The organism is Pontibacter sp. Tf4, from assembly GCF_014212495.1.
Taxonomy (GTDB): Bacteria; Bacteroidota; Bacteroidia; order Cytophagales; family Hymenobacteraceae; genus Pontibacter.
Map to the genome: position 1 here is coordinate 340,176 of NZ_JACKZC010000001.1, position 16,241 is coordinate 356,416.

General features: G+C 45.4%; 15 protein-coding genes. 3 read left to right on the forward strand and 12 right to left on the reverse strand.

All coding sequences use genetic code 11. The annotated features are described in order from the left end of the window. Nucleotides 1–19 precede the first annotated feature (19 nt). The 12 genes from H7F15_RS01480 to H7F15_RS01525 form a co-directional block, all read right to left on the reverse strand. Entirely contained in the window at nt 20–352 is a 333-nt protein-coding gene (locus H7F15_RS01480; RefSeq protein ID WP_185195171.1) for a helix-turn-helix transcriptional regulator, read from the reverse strand. Between the two features lie 129 nt (nt 353–481). Then, nucleotides 482–979 carry a VOC family protein gene (locus H7F15_RS01485; RefSeq protein ID WP_185195172.1) on the reverse strand — a complete coding sequence of 166 codons (498 nt, stop codon included), beginning with the start codon at nt 977–979 and terminating at the stop codon, nt 482–484. Between the two features lie 123 nt (nt 980–1,102). After that, nucleotides 1,103–1,318 (reverse strand): GDCCVxC domain-containing (seleno)protein, encoded by a 216-nt coding sequence (locus H7F15_RS19395; protein ID WP_255481026.1) that lies wholly within the window; start codon nt 1,316–1,318, stop codon nt 1,103–1,105. 6 nt (nt 1,319–1,324) lie between these two features. Continuing rightward, nucleotides 1,325–2,599, reverse strand: a complete 1,275-nt coding sequence (gene merTP, locus H7F15_RS01490) for a mercuric transport protein MerTP (protein ID WP_185195173.1) — start codon at nt 2,597–2,599, stop codon at nt 1,325–1,327. Next, a complete protein-coding gene (locus H7F15_RS01495; RefSeq protein ID WP_185195174.1) occupies nt 2,596–2,973 on the reverse strand; it encodes a helix-turn-helix transcriptional regulator in 378 nt (125 codons plus the stop codon). The genes merTP and H7F15_RS01495 overlap by 4 nt, the downstream gene beginning before the upstream one ends. Nucleotides 2,974–3,180: 207 nt before the next feature. Further along, entirely contained in the window at nt 3,181–5,208 is a 2,028-nt protein-coding gene (locus H7F15_RS01500) for a heavy metal translocating P-type ATPase (RefSeq protein ID WP_185195175.1), read from the reverse strand. Nucleotides 5,209–5,225: 17 nt separating this feature from the next. Continuing rightward, a complete protein-coding gene (locus tag H7F15_RS01505; RefSeq protein ID WP_185195176.1) occupies nt 5,226–5,591 on the reverse strand; it encodes a DUF3703 domain-containing protein in 366 nt (121 codons plus the stop codon). A gap of 30 nt (nt 5,592–5,621) precedes the next feature. Then, nucleotides 5,622–6,071, reverse strand: coding sequence for a Fur family transcriptional regulator (locus tag H7F15_RS01510; RefSeq protein ID WP_185195177.1), 450 nt, complete (start codon nt 6,069–6,071; stop codon nt 5,622–5,624). A 10-nt stretch (nt 6,072–6,081) separates the two neighbouring features. Next, complete coding sequence (locus H7F15_RS01515) at nt 6,082–7,236, reverse strand: efflux RND transporter periplasmic adaptor subunit (RefSeq protein WP_185195178.1); 1,155 nt, start codon at nt 7,234–7,236, stop codon at nt 6,082–6,084. A 55-nt stretch (nt 7,237–7,291) separates the two neighbouring features. Continuing rightward, nucleotides 7,292–11,683: a CusA/CzcA family heavy metal efflux RND transporter gene (locus H7F15_RS01520; RefSeq protein ID WP_185195179.1), complete on the reverse strand. Its 4,392-nt coding sequence runs from the start codon at nt 11,681–11,683 to the stop codon at nt 7,292–7,294. Nucleotides 11,684–11,793: 110 nt separating this feature from the next. Further along, nucleotides 11,794–12,111 (reverse strand): DUF6660 family protein, encoded by a 318-nt coding sequence (locus H7F15_RS19615; RefSeq protein WP_370523360.1) that lies wholly within the window; start codon nt 12,109–12,111, stop codon nt 11,794–11,796. A 576-nt stretch (nt 12,112–12,687) separates the two neighbouring features. Then, nucleotides 12,688–13,335 (reverse strand): hypothetical protein, encoded by a 648-nt coding sequence (locus H7F15_RS01525; protein WP_185195180.1) that lies wholly within the window; start codon nt 13,333–13,335, stop codon nt 12,688–12,690. A gap of 131 nt (nt 13,336–13,466) precedes the next feature. Here H7F15_RS01525 and H7F15_RS01530 point away from each other — a divergent pair, with 131 nt between their 5' ends. The 3 genes from H7F15_RS01530 (at nt 13,467) to H7F15_RS01540 (ending at nt 16,152) form a co-directional block, all read left to right on the forward strand. Then, complete coding sequence (locus H7F15_RS01530; RefSeq protein WP_185195181.1) at nt 13,467–13,832, forward strand: hypothetical protein; 366 nt, start codon at nt 13,467–13,469, stop codon at nt 13,830–13,832. A 605-nt stretch (nt 13,833–14,437) separates the two neighbouring features. Beyond that, nucleotides 14,438–15,415 (forward strand): YncE family protein, encoded by a 978-nt coding sequence (locus tag H7F15_RS01535; RefSeq protein ID WP_221626958.1) that lies wholly within the window; start codon nt 14,438–14,440, stop codon nt 15,413–15,415. A 26-nt stretch (nt 15,416–15,441) separates the two neighbouring features. Continuing rightward, nucleotides 15,442–16,152 carry a hypothetical protein gene (locus H7F15_RS01540; protein ID WP_255481027.1) on the forward strand — a complete coding sequence of 237 codons (711 nt, stop codon included), beginning with the start codon at nt 15,442–15,444 and terminating at the stop codon, nt 16,150–16,152. Nucleotides 16,153–16,241 lie beyond the last annotated feature (89 nt).

The following is a 16,241-nucleotide window of genomic DNA, read 5'->3' on the forward strand; positions in this document are numbered from 1 at the left end:
GGTCGTCTTGTTTAAGATGTCAACAACAGTTTGATTGCTGGCACTTTACGTCTGCCAGTATGTTAGAAAAGTAACCTTTCAGGTAGTCGAATGCGTTTTCATCGAGGCAGTAGCAAACAGCGTTTCCTTCCACCGTGCCTTTGATGATGCCAACGTTCTTCAACTCTTTCAGGTGCTGCGAAACGGTGGCTTGCGCTAACGGAAGTTCGCTGACCAGATCACCGCACACGCAAGTTTTCATTTTCAGCAGGTGTTCGATGATAGCGATCCGTGCTGGATGCCCCAAAGCTTTGAGCAGTTTGGCTATATCGTTTTGCTTTTCGGTAAAGTTCTCTGTTTTCGTCAATCCCATAGATTCTAATCGTATGATTGCAATATTGCGATTAACTTTTCATAAGGCATAACGGTTCAGAATATTTTGTACATAAAAAAAGAGGCAATGCCAGATGCACCGCCTCTATCTGATAATATATTCTACGTGTTATTTTGCAGAGCAGCTTCCATCGCAAGCAGCCTCGGTTACAGCTTCGCTGACTACGGCATCTATACCATCATTGCCATCCCACTTCTCCATAACCTCTGGTGCTGGTCGGGCATTGATTCCCTCTCCATAAACAGTGGCAGTACCATGCGTATAGAATGCTTCCCAATCCACGCCCTGCGGATCTGTGATCCAGGATTTCTGGCTTTTAGAGTAGCAGCAGGTGCATTCGCCTTCTTCGAATACCTTGCCTTTGGCTTCCTGCATGTTGGAATACACGTGCTGTAGTTCCGCTTCGGTTTCCACCTGCAAGCCCAGATGCTCAATGCCAGTTTCGGCATGTCCTGTGGAGATAGCAAAGTTCACCCGTGGATCTTCCAGCATCCACTTGGCGTAATCTGCCTTTAAAATGGTAGCACCAGTATTAAACAATGCGTTGTAGAAAGCTACACTTTCCTCTAAGTTCTTAACTCTAACGTGTACGTGAAATCTTTTCATGGCTGTAGCAATTATAGTTTTTTAGTCCTTGTTTGTAAGGAAGACTGACAAGCCAGCGAAAAGACGCAGGTTTTAAGAAATATTTTATTCAGTGCCTCTGACCCTCTTGGAGCTAATAGTAGGCTATGAGCAACAAGACTTGTTTAACTGGATAGGTGGGCATGCTACCGTGCCATAGCTGCAATACACGCAACAATCACCCTGTTTAGGTTTCAGTACGATATGGCAATTAGCACACTCGTAAAAGTATTGGCAAGCATCCGTCGGCATTGTTTCTTCCTTAACAAAGCCGCATTCAGGACACGTAAGTGTTGACTGTAGATTAGGCGTATTTTCCATCGTAAATTATTTTTTAGAACAGCATGATTTACCACTTTCTGCCGAGCATGCTGGCTCTTTTCCAAAGACTGAGCTAGTAGCAGTGCATAGTTCCACATGCGGCATTTTACCCTTCCCTACATACTTTTCTCCAGCTTGCTGAATCTGACGCTCTACTTTGTTATAGGCTTCGGTGGTCAGGTCTTTGTAAGAAGAAATAGACAAAAACAGGTTTGTGTAGATGCCAGCGATGTCTTTCTCAAACTGCTTTTCAAATGCTGGCTTGATAAGGCCCTCTTTTTTGTAGCCAGCAATCGTGTTCTTCGCAATAATAGCGGCTTCCTGCTGGCTTAACTTATCCACTTCTCTGCCTTTGTACCAGGCGCTACCTTTAGGAAAAGAGGCAGTATAGCTCTTTGCTTCTGCAGAAGCTAATGCAGTTAATTCAATACTATGACTAGTACTTACCGTTTGGATGATCTCAGCTCTCTTGCTGTTAGCAGTGTTTGGTAGCCATTTAATAGCTACCACAGTTCCTTTCTTGTTCAGCCAAGCTCCCTCTACTGCCTCTTTGTGTTTCTCCAGATCGATCAGCATGAACTTGGCTTTACTACCACAGCCGATAGTAGGTGCTGCCTGGCAAACCAACGGGGCTTTATAGAAAGATACATTTGAAGTAGATGCAGTCACAAGGTTATGCGCGGTTACTTTATAGCCTGTCTTTTGTATGGCTGCTGTAATGGTCTTCACATCAACCTTTGCCTGATCAAAAGTCACTAAACTACTGTTGGTCGCATACGAAGTATTGAAGACCTCCACCCCTTTTACCTTAGCAAGTTCTTTGTTTACATGGCTTTCACAACCTGTACAAGTCATGCCCTGGATGGCGAACCTTACCTGTTGTTTAGTGTCATTTAACGCCACAGGAGTAGCCTGTGGTTGTGGCTCAGGATAGAAAACGTTCGCATAGAGCGGGAAGGACATCAGGCCAATCGCAACCACGGTTACGATGGCCAAAAAAGCCTTGGATTGAAGGAAGGATGCCATCTTCGGTGATTCGCAGTTACAGTCCATTGTAGTTGTTTTAACAGGCTTAAGTTTACTATACCAGGCTATGGCAAGCACTACCAGAGACACGCCTATCAGATAAGGCCTGGCTGATTCAAGCCATGAAAAGCTCGCAGCTAAACTGCTGCTGCCAGCCAGTAAGGCAATAACAGGTGAAACACAACAAAGCGATGCTGCCATCGCAGACAGGAATCCAGCACCAGTAAAGGTGCCTGACAATTTTAGACCGCTCATACTTTTTCCAGTTCGTTTGCTTGCTGATTGATATGTTTGAAAAATGGCTGCAGGATTTCCATATTATCCTGTGTGAGTGAATAAAAAATTGTTTGCCCTACTTTTCGGGTCTCCACAATGCTTCCATCCTTCAACTTCCTTAAATGTTGTGAGACGGCAGGAATACTGATACCTAGAATGTCAGCCAGGTCGCAAGGACATAATTCCTTTTCCGCTTCAAGCAGGTAGAGCATTTTTAACCTTACCTCATTGCCCGCTAAGGCTAATATATTGGATAGGTCGGTTAAGGATTTTTGGGCTATATCAAGCTTATCTTTACAATTTCTAATTTGGCCTTGATCTGCAAATAAGCGGCTGCAACTTTTACTACTCATACTGTAAAGATAGTCAGAATAAGTATTTAAGCAAATTCTTAAATACAAACTTTTTATAATCTTAGCTTATCATCGTTGTATCAAAATGTTTACATTAAAAAAGGTGTTGTATCAAGTACTATATTGATAAGTGTCTTCTTAACGTTGTATTGTTTGTAAAATAAAGAAGGAGACCCATACAACAGATCTCCTTCCTATTATTAAATCTTAATCAAAGTGCATCCGTTGAATACGCACCGCATTTAAGATAGCCAAGAAAGCTACGCCTACATCTGCAAATACGGCTTCCCACATGGTAGCCAGTCCACCTGCACCTAAGATCAACACAATGGCCTTCACGCCGAAGGCAAGTGCAATATTTTGCCATACGATCTGCTTCGTTTTCTTGCCAATGTTGATCGCGGTTGCTATTCTGGCAGGATGATCTGTCTGAATCACTACGTCTGCTGTTTCAATAGCAGCATCCGATCCAAGGCCGCCCATGGCCATGCCTACATCAGCCAGGGTGATCACAGGCGCATCGTTGATGCCATCTCCCACAAAGGCTACCATGCGCCCTTGGGCCTTCAGTTTTTCTACATGGCCTACCTTGTCCTGTGGTAATAGTCCACCATACGCTTCATCTAACTGTAGTTCTTTAGCTACCTTCTGTACAATAGAGTCTTTATCCCCCGAGAGCATCACCAATTTCTTTACACCCAGCTCCCGCATTCGCTTCACAGCCAGTGGTGCATCTGCTTTCGTTTTGTCGGCAATGGTAATGTAACCTGCGTAAATACCGTCCACAGCGACCAATACAATCGTCTCTACTATCTCTTTTATACTCGGGTCATAGATGACATTAAACTTCTCCAGCAGTCTTCCATTTCCAACCAGCAGTTCTTTGCCATCCACTGTACCCTTCAAGCCATGACCGGATATTTCTTCTACATTGCTTACAGCATGTTGTTGGTAGGCTTGGCCTGCTTCAGCAACAACAGCTTGTGCAATGGGATGGTTAGACTTGCTTTCGAGAGCGGCCACTGCAGATAAGAACCAAGCCTTATCGGACAAGACCGTTTCTATCTGCTGCACCTGGAAAACGCCTTCGGTGAGTGTGCCGGTTTTATCCATTACCACGGTGTCCACCTGTGTCATCAGGTCTAGGAAATTAGAACCTTTGAACAGTAAGCCGTTGCGCGAAGCAGCCCCGATGCCGCCGAAATAGCCGAGTGGTATGGAAATGACCAGCGCACACGGACAGGAGATGACCAGGAAGATCAGCGCCCGGTACAACCACTCGTTAAAGTCATAACTTTCGAAAACGATGTAAGGAATGAAGGTAAGTCCTACGGCCAGGAAAAACACGATCGGTGTGTATACTTTGGCAAATTTGGTAATGAACTGCTGGGTTTTAGCTTTGCGGCTGCCTGCTTCTTCCACCAGTTTCAGGATCTTTGACAAGGCGCTGTTTTCATAGGCAGAAGTAACCTTTAGTTCGATCACCTGATCCAGGTTGATCATCCCTGCCAGTACAGTTTCGCCTTTTGCCTTGGTATCCGGCTTGGATTCGCCTGTCAGGGCAGCGGTATTGAAAGAAGCGCGTTCGGTCAGCAACTCCCCATCCAACGCTATTTTTTCACCGGCTTTCACCTGCACGACCTCACCTATTTGTACATCCTTTGCCTTTCTCCTAGCCACGCCATTGGCAGTAACCACCCCTACTTCATCCGGTCTATTATCAATAAGTGCTTTGATGGAGCGCCTGGAGCGTAGCACTGCTGCTTCCTGGAAGTGTTCGCCGATCACATAGAAAAGCATCACGGCCACCCCTTCAGCATACTCTCCAATATAGAAAGCCCCAAGCGTTGCCATGCTCATCAGAAAGAACTCGTTAAAGAAACTCGCACGCAGGCTTTTGATGGCGTGCCATACCACCCGCCAGCCAACCAGCACATAAGCAATTCCATAACTTAAAAGGCGTATATAGCCTGTAAACCAAAGGGTATCCAGGTAGTCTAGCAAGATACCACCCAGCAGTAGAGCAAGGCTCAGGGCTGTCGGCAGATAAGATGCTTTAGCCTCTTCTTCGGCATGCGCATGCTCGTCAGCACCCTTTACCTTAGTTTTGCCATCTGCTGAGCAGCACTCTGCACCTACGTTTGGCCCAGGTGCTTCCGCAGTTCTTGGCGAAGTGATCTCTAGTGGTTTAAAATCTTCTTCTATATTTTTAGTTGATTCAGCGTTCTTATCCATATTTTTTACTTTTATAGTTAGCGGGCAGCCTGTATGATTTGCTGCAGATCAAGTGGAATAGGCATCGGTTTTAGTGGTGGTACGCTTGCCCCACCGGTATTGCCAAGCGGGATCATGCCAGCCCAGGATTTGATACCGCCTACTAGCAATCGCGGGATTTGCCCCATGACTTCTTTTCTATCCCTGGTACGAAAGCCAAACAAAAGCATTCGCCAGTGAACAGCGGTATGTGCAACCGGGTAGGGTTGTCCCAGAATATGCGCGCGTTCTAAGTGCTGCCATGCTTGTACTACTTTCCCCTGTTCCCAACTAGTATAGTAAGCAGCTAGCTCCTGCTGGTAATAAGGGCGGAGCGCAGCAGGCATGTTCCAGTTAAACTTCATGATCAAGTTCTTTTAGTTTCTGTTACAAATCTACTGTTCCTTTGCCTGCAACTGCATTGCATTTTCAGGTATGCAGCTTCCACAAATACCCTTTACGATCAGGCTGACTTCTTCCGCTGCAAAATCTGTAGGTATGGAGACTTCAGGAATGCGAGTTGTGGGCAGGCAATACGTTTCGGCACATTTGCTGCAATGGAAATGAACATGCAGGTCCTGATGGTTCTCGGTCTGACAATCACCTGCACACAGCGCGAACTTTACCGATCCCGTTCCGTCTGCAATAGGGTGTACCAATCCTTTTTCTTCAAAGGTCTTTAGCGTGCGGTACAAGGTAATGCGGTCTGAACGGTGAAAAGCGGTTTCCAGATCATTCAGGCTTACTGCTGCCCTTTGGGATTTCAGAAAATCTAGCACCAGCAAGCGCATGGCCGTGGGCCGAATGTGCTTTTCTTGCAGCAGCCTATCTAAGTTTTGTAGCATAGCTTCTTGATTAATGATGACCTTCTTCCTCGGCATTTCGCATTTTGGCCAGCAGCGAATGTGCGCCTTTGGTGACAAAGTTACTTTGTGCCGTATCGACTCCGGCAGGAAGGGCTACCTGTACAAAGCCACCTTCCTCTATGCCGCGTTCTACCGGCACCATGCGGAATTGCTTCATCACAGCCTCACCTTCCTTTGCTTGCCCTGTGTATAGAAAAATAAAGTTGCTGTTATTTTCCTGTACCACTGCCGCCTCCGGTAAAGCCAGTACCTGCCGGTTATCCAGTGCTACCTGTGCCTGCACATACATGCCGGGTACCAGGTCCTTGTCTTCATCTTCCATGTGCGCATGCACCTGTACGGTCCGTTCCGGGCTAATCTCTTTACCAATCAGGTAGATCGTAGCCTGATGGTTCACGACGGTTTCACCCGGAAGCGAGTAATGTACTCTCTGTCCCTTTTTCAACGTAGCCAGGTCTTTCTCGAACACGGTCAGCTCTACGTGCATGTGGTCAGTATCTGCGATGCGGAAAAGCACATCAGTTGGGGCTACATATCGTCCCACATCGGCATTAACATAGGTTATATAGCCTTCCAACGGGGCATAAATAGGTAAAACACGTTTGATCTTACCAGTTCGCATTGAACCGTTGGTAATACCGATGATAGCTAAGCGTTCCTGCAGCGCCTGTACCCGCGTTTGCATGCTTTTATATTCTGCAACGGTTTGCTGGTAAGTTTTCGCAGCTGTGACCTGCTCTTCGTGCAATTCCTTTTGGCGTTTATATTCCAGCTCCAGGTAATCCAGGCGGCTTCTTGCTTCCAGGTAATCTTCCTGTAAGGTCACAAACTCGGGGTTTTCAATCGTAGCCAGTAATTCCCCCTTTCGCACGAAGCGGCCTTCCAGCACTTCTGTTTTCCGGATAAAGCCGCCCAGCGGTGCAGTCACTGAAGCCATGTTTTGCGGTGGCAGATCCAGTTTACCAGTTAATGTAAGCATGTTGCTCAGGTTGCGCATTTGAGGTTTACCCAATGTAATCCCTGCTACCTGATACTGCTCTGCGGTAAGTTCTGCTCTATAGGGGCTTTCTTCTTCATGGGCTTCCGCCTCTTCCTGAACCGGTTCAGCCGTGTTACCACAGGAAGTAAAAATTAGAATGCACATAACGTATGCGATATAGATGATCCTTTTCATATCGGATGATTTCTCTTGTACTTGATTATAGTTGATTTTCCAGGAGGTACTGCAATTCGATAACCGCTCGATCATAAGTATAAAGCGTTTCCAGGTAGTTGGTTCGAATAGTCAGGCCCCTGTTTAAATTCAGAATGTAGTCCTGGTAGCTTATCTCTCCAGCCCGGTAAGCTTTCGTGGCCTGGGTAATAATAAGCTGAGCCTGTGGCAAGGCAGTCTTTTCGTAATAAGCTAAGCTACTTTGTAGTTTTAGAGCTTGCTGTAGTGCAACTTCAGCATCTGCCTGCACCTCGTTGCGGGTCTGCTCTAGGTTCAACTCTGCTGCTTCTGATTGTAGTTTAGCAGCATCTATGCGCCGCTTCTGTGGTCTTGCCCAGAGTGGGATAGCAAGCCCAACAGAAACTTCCTGTGGCGCTTCAAAAGCTTCTGCACCATCGCTGACATGGTTGCCCCCCAGGGTCCGGTTCGTATACCCAAGTTGCAGGTCTGGTAACAACTTCGCGCGTTCCAGCTTTGTTTCTGCCTGCCGTACAGCTACTTGCTGCTGTGCCAGGCGAAGCCTTGGATTTTGTTCCAGTTGCGCCTCAGTTATGATAGGCATAGGCAGCCGGTTCAGCATTGTATCTGTCGTCGCAACAAGCGTATCGGTTACCAGCAATGCCTGTAGCCTTTCCTGGAAGACGGCAACATCAGTTTCTGCCTGAAAAGCGCTGTTACGCACTTCAGACAGTTGTGCTTCGGCAGTTACTTTCTCGAGCAAGTTCGTTTCTCCTGTGCGCAGCCTCGTCTGTGCAGCTTTGGCAAACTGCACATATAAACTGTCCTGGTAGGCAAGTAATCGTAACCGTGACAGGGCATACACCAAACCGTAGTAGTTAAGTCTCACATCCCGTATAACTTCCCGCTGGCGTTGCGTCAGATTAACTTTGCTTACCTGGGTGAGTTCATTGGCAAGCTTGGCCTGCCTGCTATATAAAGTAGGCAGTGAGAAGGACTGCGAAACAGAAACTTCGTTGTCATAGGTGCCAGTGGAGAGTTTACCGGTTGAAAACTGTACTTGCGTTTTGTCCAGATCCCAGGAAGCTCCCTGCAAAGCTTGACTTCTTTTTACCTCTAACTTCGCAGCGCCTACAGCAGGATTCTGCGCGAGTGCGCGTACCTCTGCTTCACGCAAGGTATACTGTATGGCAGACCCTTGCGCTTGTGCAGCAGGTGCTGCGCCTACTATAAAGCCGAAGGTGGCAAGGATAAGGAATACAGAGACAGCAGTTGTAGAAAAATTACCACCGCCCGATCTTCTTTGCTTGCGCTGCAGGTAGTAGTTTTCCAGCAGGATGTAGAGTACAGGCAAGACCACCAGCGTAAGCAACGTGCTTGTAACAAGCCCACCAATCACTACGGTAGCCAATGGTTTCTGAACTTCTGCTCCTGCCGTACTGGAGAGTGCCATTGGCAGAAAGCCTAACGAAGCTACGGTAGCTGTCATCAGCACCGGTCGCAAGCGGATCGCAGTACCGTTCAACACCACATCCCGCAAGCTCATACCGGGCTGCTCTTTGCGCTGCCTGTTAAACTCCGCAATCAAGACGATACCATTCAACACGGCTACGCCAAACAAAGCAATAAACCCAACCCCGGCAGAAATACTAAACGGCATCCCGCGCACCCATAAGGCGAGTACCCCGCCTATAGCGGATAACGGAATCGCTGTAAAGATCAACAGCGAATGACGAACAGAACGGAATGTCAGGAAAAGCAGCAGGAATATCAGCGCCAAAGCTGCCGGTACAGCGACCGAGAGCCGTTTGTTGGCTTGCTCCAGGTTTTCAAACTGGCCACCATAGGTAACAAAGTACCCTACGGGCAGCTGTACGGCACGATCAATCTTTTCCTGTACTTCTTCCACGACACTAGCTATATCACGGCCACGAACGTTAAAGCCCACAATAATACGTCGTTGGGCATCTTCGCGCTGGATCTGGTTAGGCCCCTGTCGGTATTGGATGTTGGCCACCTGCGTGAGCGGTACCTGTAGGCCATTCGGCGTCGTAATATACAGGTGCCGCACATCGTCGATGTCCTGCCGCTCTTCCTGCGTAAGGCGCACGACTATTTCAAAGCGGCGATCCCCTTCATACACCATCCCGGCGCTTTGGCCGGCAAATGCAGCATTGATAGTCTGGTTGACTGTTTCCACATCCAGCCCGAACTTGGCAATCTGGTCACGGTTAATGTCCACTACAATTTGGGGAAGCCCCGATACCTGCTCTACATACAGATCTTCTGCTCCTTCGACGGATGCCACTACGCGGCCTACTTCCTGAGACAATCGGGTTAGCTCTGCCATATCTTCTCCAAAGATCTTGATGCCTACGTCCTGCCGCACACCTGAAATCAGTTCATTGGACCGCAGTTGAATGGGCTGTGACACACCAAACGTAACACCTGGAATAGTTCCCAGTGCTTCGGTCATCTGACTGGCCAGTTCTTCCCTGGTTTCTGCGCTGGTCCATTCTGATTTGTCCTTCAGCATGATGGTAATGTCAGCCGATTCCATTGGCATGGGGTCTGTGGGAATTTCAGCTGCACCGATCTTGCTGATGACTTCCTTTACTTCCGGAAACTGCTCTTTAAGGATACGGGATGCCAGGGATACTTTTTCTATCGTTTCAGATAAAGAGCTGCCGGTCAGCAACCTGGTTTCCAGCGCAAAATCGCCTTCTTCTAAGGTAGGAATAAATTCGCTGCCCATGCGCGAGAAAATAACCATGGACAAGGCAAACAACCCCACTGCCAGCAGTAAGACCAATGCTTTAAACTTTAGCGCGCCCCGAATAACCGGATCATAAAGACGTTGAAAGAAGTCCATCATCTTATCTGAAATATTGCGCTTACGATTCGTGTTTTTGCTAAGTACCAAGGCAGACATCATCGGCACATAGGTCAGCGAAAGTATAAAAGCTCCCAGGATTGCAAATGACACGGTCAAGGCCATTGGGCGGAACATCTTCCCTTCGATGCCTACCAGTACCAGGATAGGTAAATACACGATCAGGATGATGATTTCCCCAAAGGCAGCGGATGTACGTATCTTACGGGCGGAGTCGTAAACTTCTTCGTCCATTTGTGCCTGGGTGAGCCTGTTACCATTCCGAAGCCCCAAATGGTGCATAGTGGCTTCTACAATGATTACGGCACCATCTACAATGATCCCAAAGTCAATCGCTCCCAAGCTCATCAGGTTGCCTGTAACACCAAACAGGTTCATCATGATAATGGCAAAGAGCATGGAAAGCGGGATCACAGATGCTACCACGAGTCCTGCACGGAAATTACCCAGGAATAGTACCAGCACAAAGATCACGATCAAGGCCCCTTCAATCAGGTTACGCTCTACCGTGCCAATCGCCCGGCCTATTAACTCGCTGCGGTCTAGGAAGGCTTCCACGGCCACCCCTTCCGGCAGTGACTTTATGATCTGAGCCATCTTCTCCTTCACGCGAGCTACTACCTGGTTGGTATTCTCGCCTTTAAGCAGCATCACAATACCACCTACAGCTTCGCCTTTTGCATCTGTTAAAGCACCATACCGGTTAGCGGCACCAAACTGCACCTGCGCAATATCCGAGATAAGCACCGGTGTGCCATCTGATGTGTTTTGTACCACCACTTTTCCTACTTCCTCCAGGCTTTCGATCAGGCCTTCGCTGCGGACAAAATAAGCATTCGGTTTCTTATCAATATAGGCTCCCCCGGTGTTACCGTTGTTGCGTTCCAGTGCTTCAAGCACATCTGCGATGCTCAGGTTATGCGCCTTTAACCGGTCAGGATCTACCGCGATTTCATATTGCTTTAAATAGCCGCCAAAGCTGTTTACTTCAGCCACCCCCGGTGTGCCGAGCAACTGTCGGCGAACGATCCAGTCCTGGATGGTACGTAATTCCACAGGGCTATATTGCTTTTCGTAGCCTGGCTTGGCATGAACCACATACTGGTATATTTCCCCAAGACCGGTAGAAATTGGGGCCATTTCGGGACTGCCCACTCCAGGTGGTATGTTTTCGGCAGCTTCTACCAAGCGTTCTGCCACCTGCTGCCTGGCCCAGTACACATCTACCCGCTCCTTAAAGACGATGGTCACTACAGAGAGGCCAAAGCGGGATATGGAGCGTACTTCTTCGATGTTTGGGATAGTAGACATCGTTTGCTCTACCGGGAAGCTGATAAGTCTTTCTACTTCCTGGGCAGCCAGCGAAGGGCTGGTGGTAATAACTTGAACTTGATTATTGGTAATATCCGGTACGGCATCGATGGGCAGCTGCGTCAGGGAATAGCCGCCCCATACAACAAGCACCAGCGTAAAAAGGCCGATAATAAGCTTGTTGTAGATAGAAAAATGAATGATTCTGTCTAGCACTTGTGAGTTGATTAAACTTAAACAACCACATACAAAAGATGTATGCGCACGCTTTCCTGGTCGCATATAGTTGCAACTAAGCGTGTTTTCTTACTCTAAAGAAAAGTAGGTTAAGCTTTAGGCGGGTGCCAGAAGGGGATGATCGGAGCCACAGGCCCACGGACCATATAGGTCGGATGGTAAGTACTTTGTGGAAGCACCAGCGGCTGGGTTACTTTCTGAAATTGAATAGTTAAGGTAATACCTCCGCAGCAGTTGCATTCACATAAAGGGGAACATAGGTCTGCTTCCTGATCAGCGTCTGAATGGGTTAAATCAGCTTGTACTTCTGTTTCTATACCCTGGGCATAGACTGTCCCGCTGTCCGTGCAAGGCAGGCACGCCAGTAGAAAGATAACTATCCCCCAAATGACTGATGGGTACTTCATATACGCAAAGGTAAGAAACAATTTTTATAGGTGTACTCTATTTGCAGCGATGCTGTTTCTGCTTATCCTAATTTAAACCATACATTACAAACAACTTTCAGTCGTACAACCTTACAGAAGTACGATTCTTTGTACTACAAAACATACCGTTCAAGCTGGAAAGTAATCTTCTATATAAGCTAAAACCTTGTGAAAAGAGTTTAACAATGCTGCACTTTGGTCTACTGCAGTAATGCTTAAGAACCCGCTCATTTAGATAAACAATCGTTTATTTCTAGATTATCAAAAAGTTAGCTTGTTGTTAGTTAGCTTTTTAGGTTTTGGTGTATTGTTTCAACTTCAATAGTAAGTAGCATTCAAAGAAAATTTTTTTTCTACAAGATTTGCTAAAGGAGGTTGGCTGCTGCACAACTTTAGAAAAAGATATGATAATGTTTATCGCCTTGCTGCAGTGCGGATTTTCCGTGTCACATCAGCCTAAATTAATTGATAATATTGAATAATGTTACCCTATTAAGCACTTGTTTGTCATCCCGCATTGTGGCAAACCGCTGTTAGTGGCAGATGTTCTTCTTTTTAGTTGTCGTTATAAAATGTCCACTCAAGTTTCAAGGTTTCTTTTGATATGAATTCTTTTATTTTTTTTCTAAATGGTAGTCTGTGTTCTGCACCACAAATAAACAATGCTCTTTCAAATGGATACTGCTTACTGATGTTATATATGTTGCTTAACATAACGTATTCACGTTTGTCATGAAGTATCTTTTCTGCTTTGTGTTGGTTCAATAACTTTAAGTCGTTAATTTCTGTCAAAACTGCTTCTTCGATAGTACTTATCCTATCCAACATTGCTGTACATTCATTGCTGTTTAAAAAAACGTAACCGTCTTGGTTAACTCTCAATAATTTTTGATTCCAAAGGTCACGGTATTCACTACTGGTGTCCCATATGATTTGTGCATCACTCAAAAGTTCAGTTTCCTTGATTGGATAATTATCAACGGGAAAATGCTTAATTGAATGCGTGCGTAAATAGTGTGTGATTGTAATAGCCTCTACTGTTTGTGGTTGATAGCCTGCAGAATAAATTATGTCAAAACCAACATTAGAAAGCTCTTCAAAAATTATTTCTGGCTCTATTTCTTGAATGATTTTATATAATTCATGAGGATTGCATTTACCATGTATTTTGTGAAATGAAGAAAGTAGGGTGATGTTAAACATATCTGAAAACAGGTAGATATAATCAATGATTTAATCTAGGGTCATGGAACCGCAAAGTTAAGTTTATCTTAAATAGGTCAAAGCTGCGTTGAATTTGGAAACTGTTAAGAGATACACCTTAATTCAGCAATATGAAACTAAACAAACAATCAACCAAAGCAGGCAGGAACGTTAGAAATCTAGCAGGAAGAGATATTTCAATCCTAACGGGGAACAACAATATGGCATTCAACAAGATAAGGGGTAATCACAATATTCAGGCAGCCGGTACTGTGATCATCAATTACAATTTCAATAAAAAGCACCTTCAATTTCTTGAGTCTTTAATCGAACGCCTATACAACGAGAAAGAATGCTTACAAACAGAAAACAAAGAACTTAAAGCCCAATTACAGAAGCTTCAATTTGAAGTTAAACAGCAGCTACAAACAGCTCGTGATGTTTCAGGGCAAACTGCTTATAATGCTGATTTGAGTGCTCAGCTGCTTTCTACTTAAACTCTGTACAACAGCCCTAATTTTAGTGTTGGGCCAATACCCAGGCAATGCCAATCTTGTCTCAGTAACTCATATCAAATACAAGAAAATGCTTTTGATTTTTGAGAAGTCAATTTGAGAAAGAATCAAGAAGTATAAAGAGCGGTTTCTACCTCAATCATTTGTATCATAAAATGGAGTTTTGGTGAGAAAACTATTAATATCTAGACAGTAATTTATAGTGATTACTTCAAAAGCTGTGCAGTTGCCTCTTGTGATTTTGCTAGCATTTCCATGTTTATATCATAAGCATTATGATATAAGCGCAGCTCCATGAATTATTCCACAGTTGAGATCTCTCCGAGCAGCAAGGCCTTATCCAAAATTCTTACAGTGTCGGATTTTTCTTAACGACCAGTTACGTACATGTGGTACATTGAACAACTATTTAATTAATTTTAGACCCGGAACTCTACTTGTTAATGCTTCTGAACTTATGAGATTAAATTTTCAAGTAACTATTGTGATGCACTTACTTTAATCTAATTTATCGTCTTATGCTACTTAAAAGATATTTCATTGCAGTCTTACTACTTACTAGCATTTTCCCTAGCTGTAATGACCTTATGGTACATGAAGAGCAGACGATACCTCTAAACATAAACTACCCGGCAGCCTTTGTTGTGAATGGGCAGGATAATACCATCTCCGTTATTAAGCTTAGCGAAATGAAGGTAACCGAAACAATTAAGCTCAAAGATGCCACCACACCACATCATATCACGCTAAGCCCTAATAAAAAACAGCTAGCAGTAGCTATTACATCTGCTGATCTGAGCGGAGGACACGGTGGAATGGAAGAAGATGCCAGTAACTATAAAGTTATTATCCTTGATGCTGTAACAGGGTTGGTAATCAAAACTATCGTTTTACCTAAGATGCCCCACAATGCAGCTTATAATACTACAGGAGATGAACTTTGGATGGGACAGCAAGCAGAAGGTGCCGGGTCAGTTATAGTGTACAATACCACCGACTGGTCTATAAAAGATGTTATACCGGTAGGTAAAAGCCCATCAGAGATTACTTTCTCTGCAGACGGTTCATGGGCATTTGTAGCCAATACTGATGATGCCACAGTCTCTGTCATTGATCCGGTTACAAAATCCATTTCAGCAACTCTTCAAGTTGGGGAAGATCCTGTAGGTGCCTGGCCTGCTGCAGACGGTAACATGTACGTGGACAACGAAAATTCACAAACCATCAGCATTCTAAACGTAGCAACTAAAACTGTAGCGGAAACACTTAACCTGGGCTTTAAGCCTGGATATGCTGCTTACCAGGAAAAAGCCGGAGAGCTATGGGTGAGCAATGCCACGGATGGTAAAGTTGTGATTTACTCCCGCAACAATAACAGCTGGCAGCGCAAAACAGAAATTGCAACAGGAGCTGACGCACACGCCATTATCTTCGATGAGGATATGAAACTTGCCTTTGTCACAAATCAGGGAGCACACACTGTTACGGTTATTAATGCAACAGATTATTCCAAAATAACTACCCTTACAGTAGGCAGAATGCCTAATGGTATTGTTATCCGATAGTATACTTTAAACCCTCTAATTACCCCATGTTTATCAAACCTTACCTGGCGAAACCTATTTTAGGCATAGCTACCTTATACTTACTCTCATTTGCTCCGGCCCTGGCACATGGCGGCGAAAAGCATGAAAAGAAGAAAACTGAAGCCACAGCAGTAAAAAAAGAAGCAGCTGATACTGCCACGTCACAGCAAACTGCACCTGACACGGCAGCAGCATTAACTCCTGCTCCTACAGTTCATATAGAGGCGCACGAGCAAACTCCCAGCAAGGTACATGCTTCGCTCAGCGATTTTCCGAACACGCACCCGCTTATCGTTCATTTCCCGATCATGCTGTTGATGGTAGCGGCTGCTGTACTGCTGGCAAACATTGTTTTCCTCAGAAATGAATTAGACTGGGTAGCAACTATAGCTGCGTTAATAGGCTTTATAACTGCTTACCTGGCTGCTAACTATAACCATCCGCATACCGACGGATTGACTGCACACGCGCAGCTTGTACTGGACCAGCACGACCTGTATGCAGAATGGACAGTATACCTAGGCGGGATTGGTCTGGTAGCACAGCTTCTCAGCCAGTTCCTGTTCAAGGGCAAACGCTGGAGCGTAGCAGTGGCTGCGCTTATTTTAACAGGCTCAGCTTACGCAGTATCTATGGCCGGACATTATGGTGCGCAACTGGTGCACATAGAAGGTGTAGGCCCACAAGGTAAGTTCTTAGAAGAACACCATCATTAGAAGTAGCTAAACTTAAGAAAGTATAAGTTTAAATCTAAAGAAAACGGCTACTTATCATCTTGATAGGTAGCCGTTTTCTTTTATAGTTA

What these genes read in the sequence shown, in the direction of transcription:
- H7F15_RS01480 (WP_185195171.1), bottom strand. Translation starts at nt 352, where the DNA reads ATGGGATTGACGAAAACAGAGAACTTTACCGAAAAGCAAAACGATATA.
- H7F15_RS01535 (WP_221626958.1), top strand. Translation starts at nt 14,438, where the DNA reads ATGGTACATGAAGAGCAGACGATACCTCTAAACATAAACTACCCGGCA.
- H7F15_RS01485 (WP_185195172.1), bottom strand. Translation starts at nt 979, where the DNA reads ATGAAAAGATTTCACGTACACGTTAGAGTTAAGAACTTAGAGGAAAGT.
- H7F15_RS01510 (WP_185195177.1), bottom strand. Translation starts at nt 6,071, where the DNA reads ATGCTACAAAACTTAGATAGGCTGCTGCAAGAAAAGCACATTCGGCCC.
- merTP (WP_185195173.1), bottom strand. Translation starts at nt 2,599, where the DNA reads ATGAGCGGTCTAAAATTGTCAGGCACCTTTACTGGTGCTGGATTCCTG.
- H7F15_RS01530 (WP_185195181.1), top strand. Translation starts at nt 13,467, where the DNA reads ATGAAACTAAACAAACAATCAACCAAAGCAGGCAGGAACGTTAGAAAT.
- H7F15_RS19615 (WP_370523360.1), bottom strand. Translation starts at nt 12,111, where the DNA reads ATGAAGTACCCATCAGTCATTTGGGGGATAGTTATCTTTCTACTGGCG.
- H7F15_RS01500 (WP_185195175.1), bottom strand. Translation starts at nt 5,208, where the DNA reads ATGGATAAGAACGCTGAATCAACTAAAAATATAGAAGAAGATTTTAAA.
- H7F15_RS01540 (WP_255481027.1), top strand. Translation starts at nt 15,442, where the DNA reads ATGTTTATCAAACCTTACCTGGCGAAACCTATTTTAGGCATAGCTACC.
- H7F15_RS01495 (WP_185195174.1), bottom strand. Translation starts at nt 2,973, where the DNA reads ATGAGTAGTAAAAGTTGCAGCCGCTTATTTGCAGATCAAGGCCAAATT.
- H7F15_RS01515 (WP_185195178.1), bottom strand. Translation starts at nt 7,236, where the DNA reads ATGTGCATTCTAATTTTTACTTCCTGTGGTAACACGGCTGAACCGGTT.
- H7F15_RS01505 (WP_185195176.1), bottom strand. Translation starts at nt 5,591, where the DNA reads ATGAAGTTTAACTGGAACATGCCTGCTGCGCTCCGCCCTTATTACCAG.
- H7F15_RS19395 (WP_255481026.1), bottom strand. Translation starts at nt 1,318, where the DNA reads ATGGAAAATACGCCTAATCTACAGTCAACACTTACGTGTCCTGAATGC.
- H7F15_RS01525 (WP_185195180.1), bottom strand. Translation starts at nt 13,335, where the DNA reads ATGTTTAACATCACCCTACTTTCTTCATTTCACAAAATACATGGTAAA.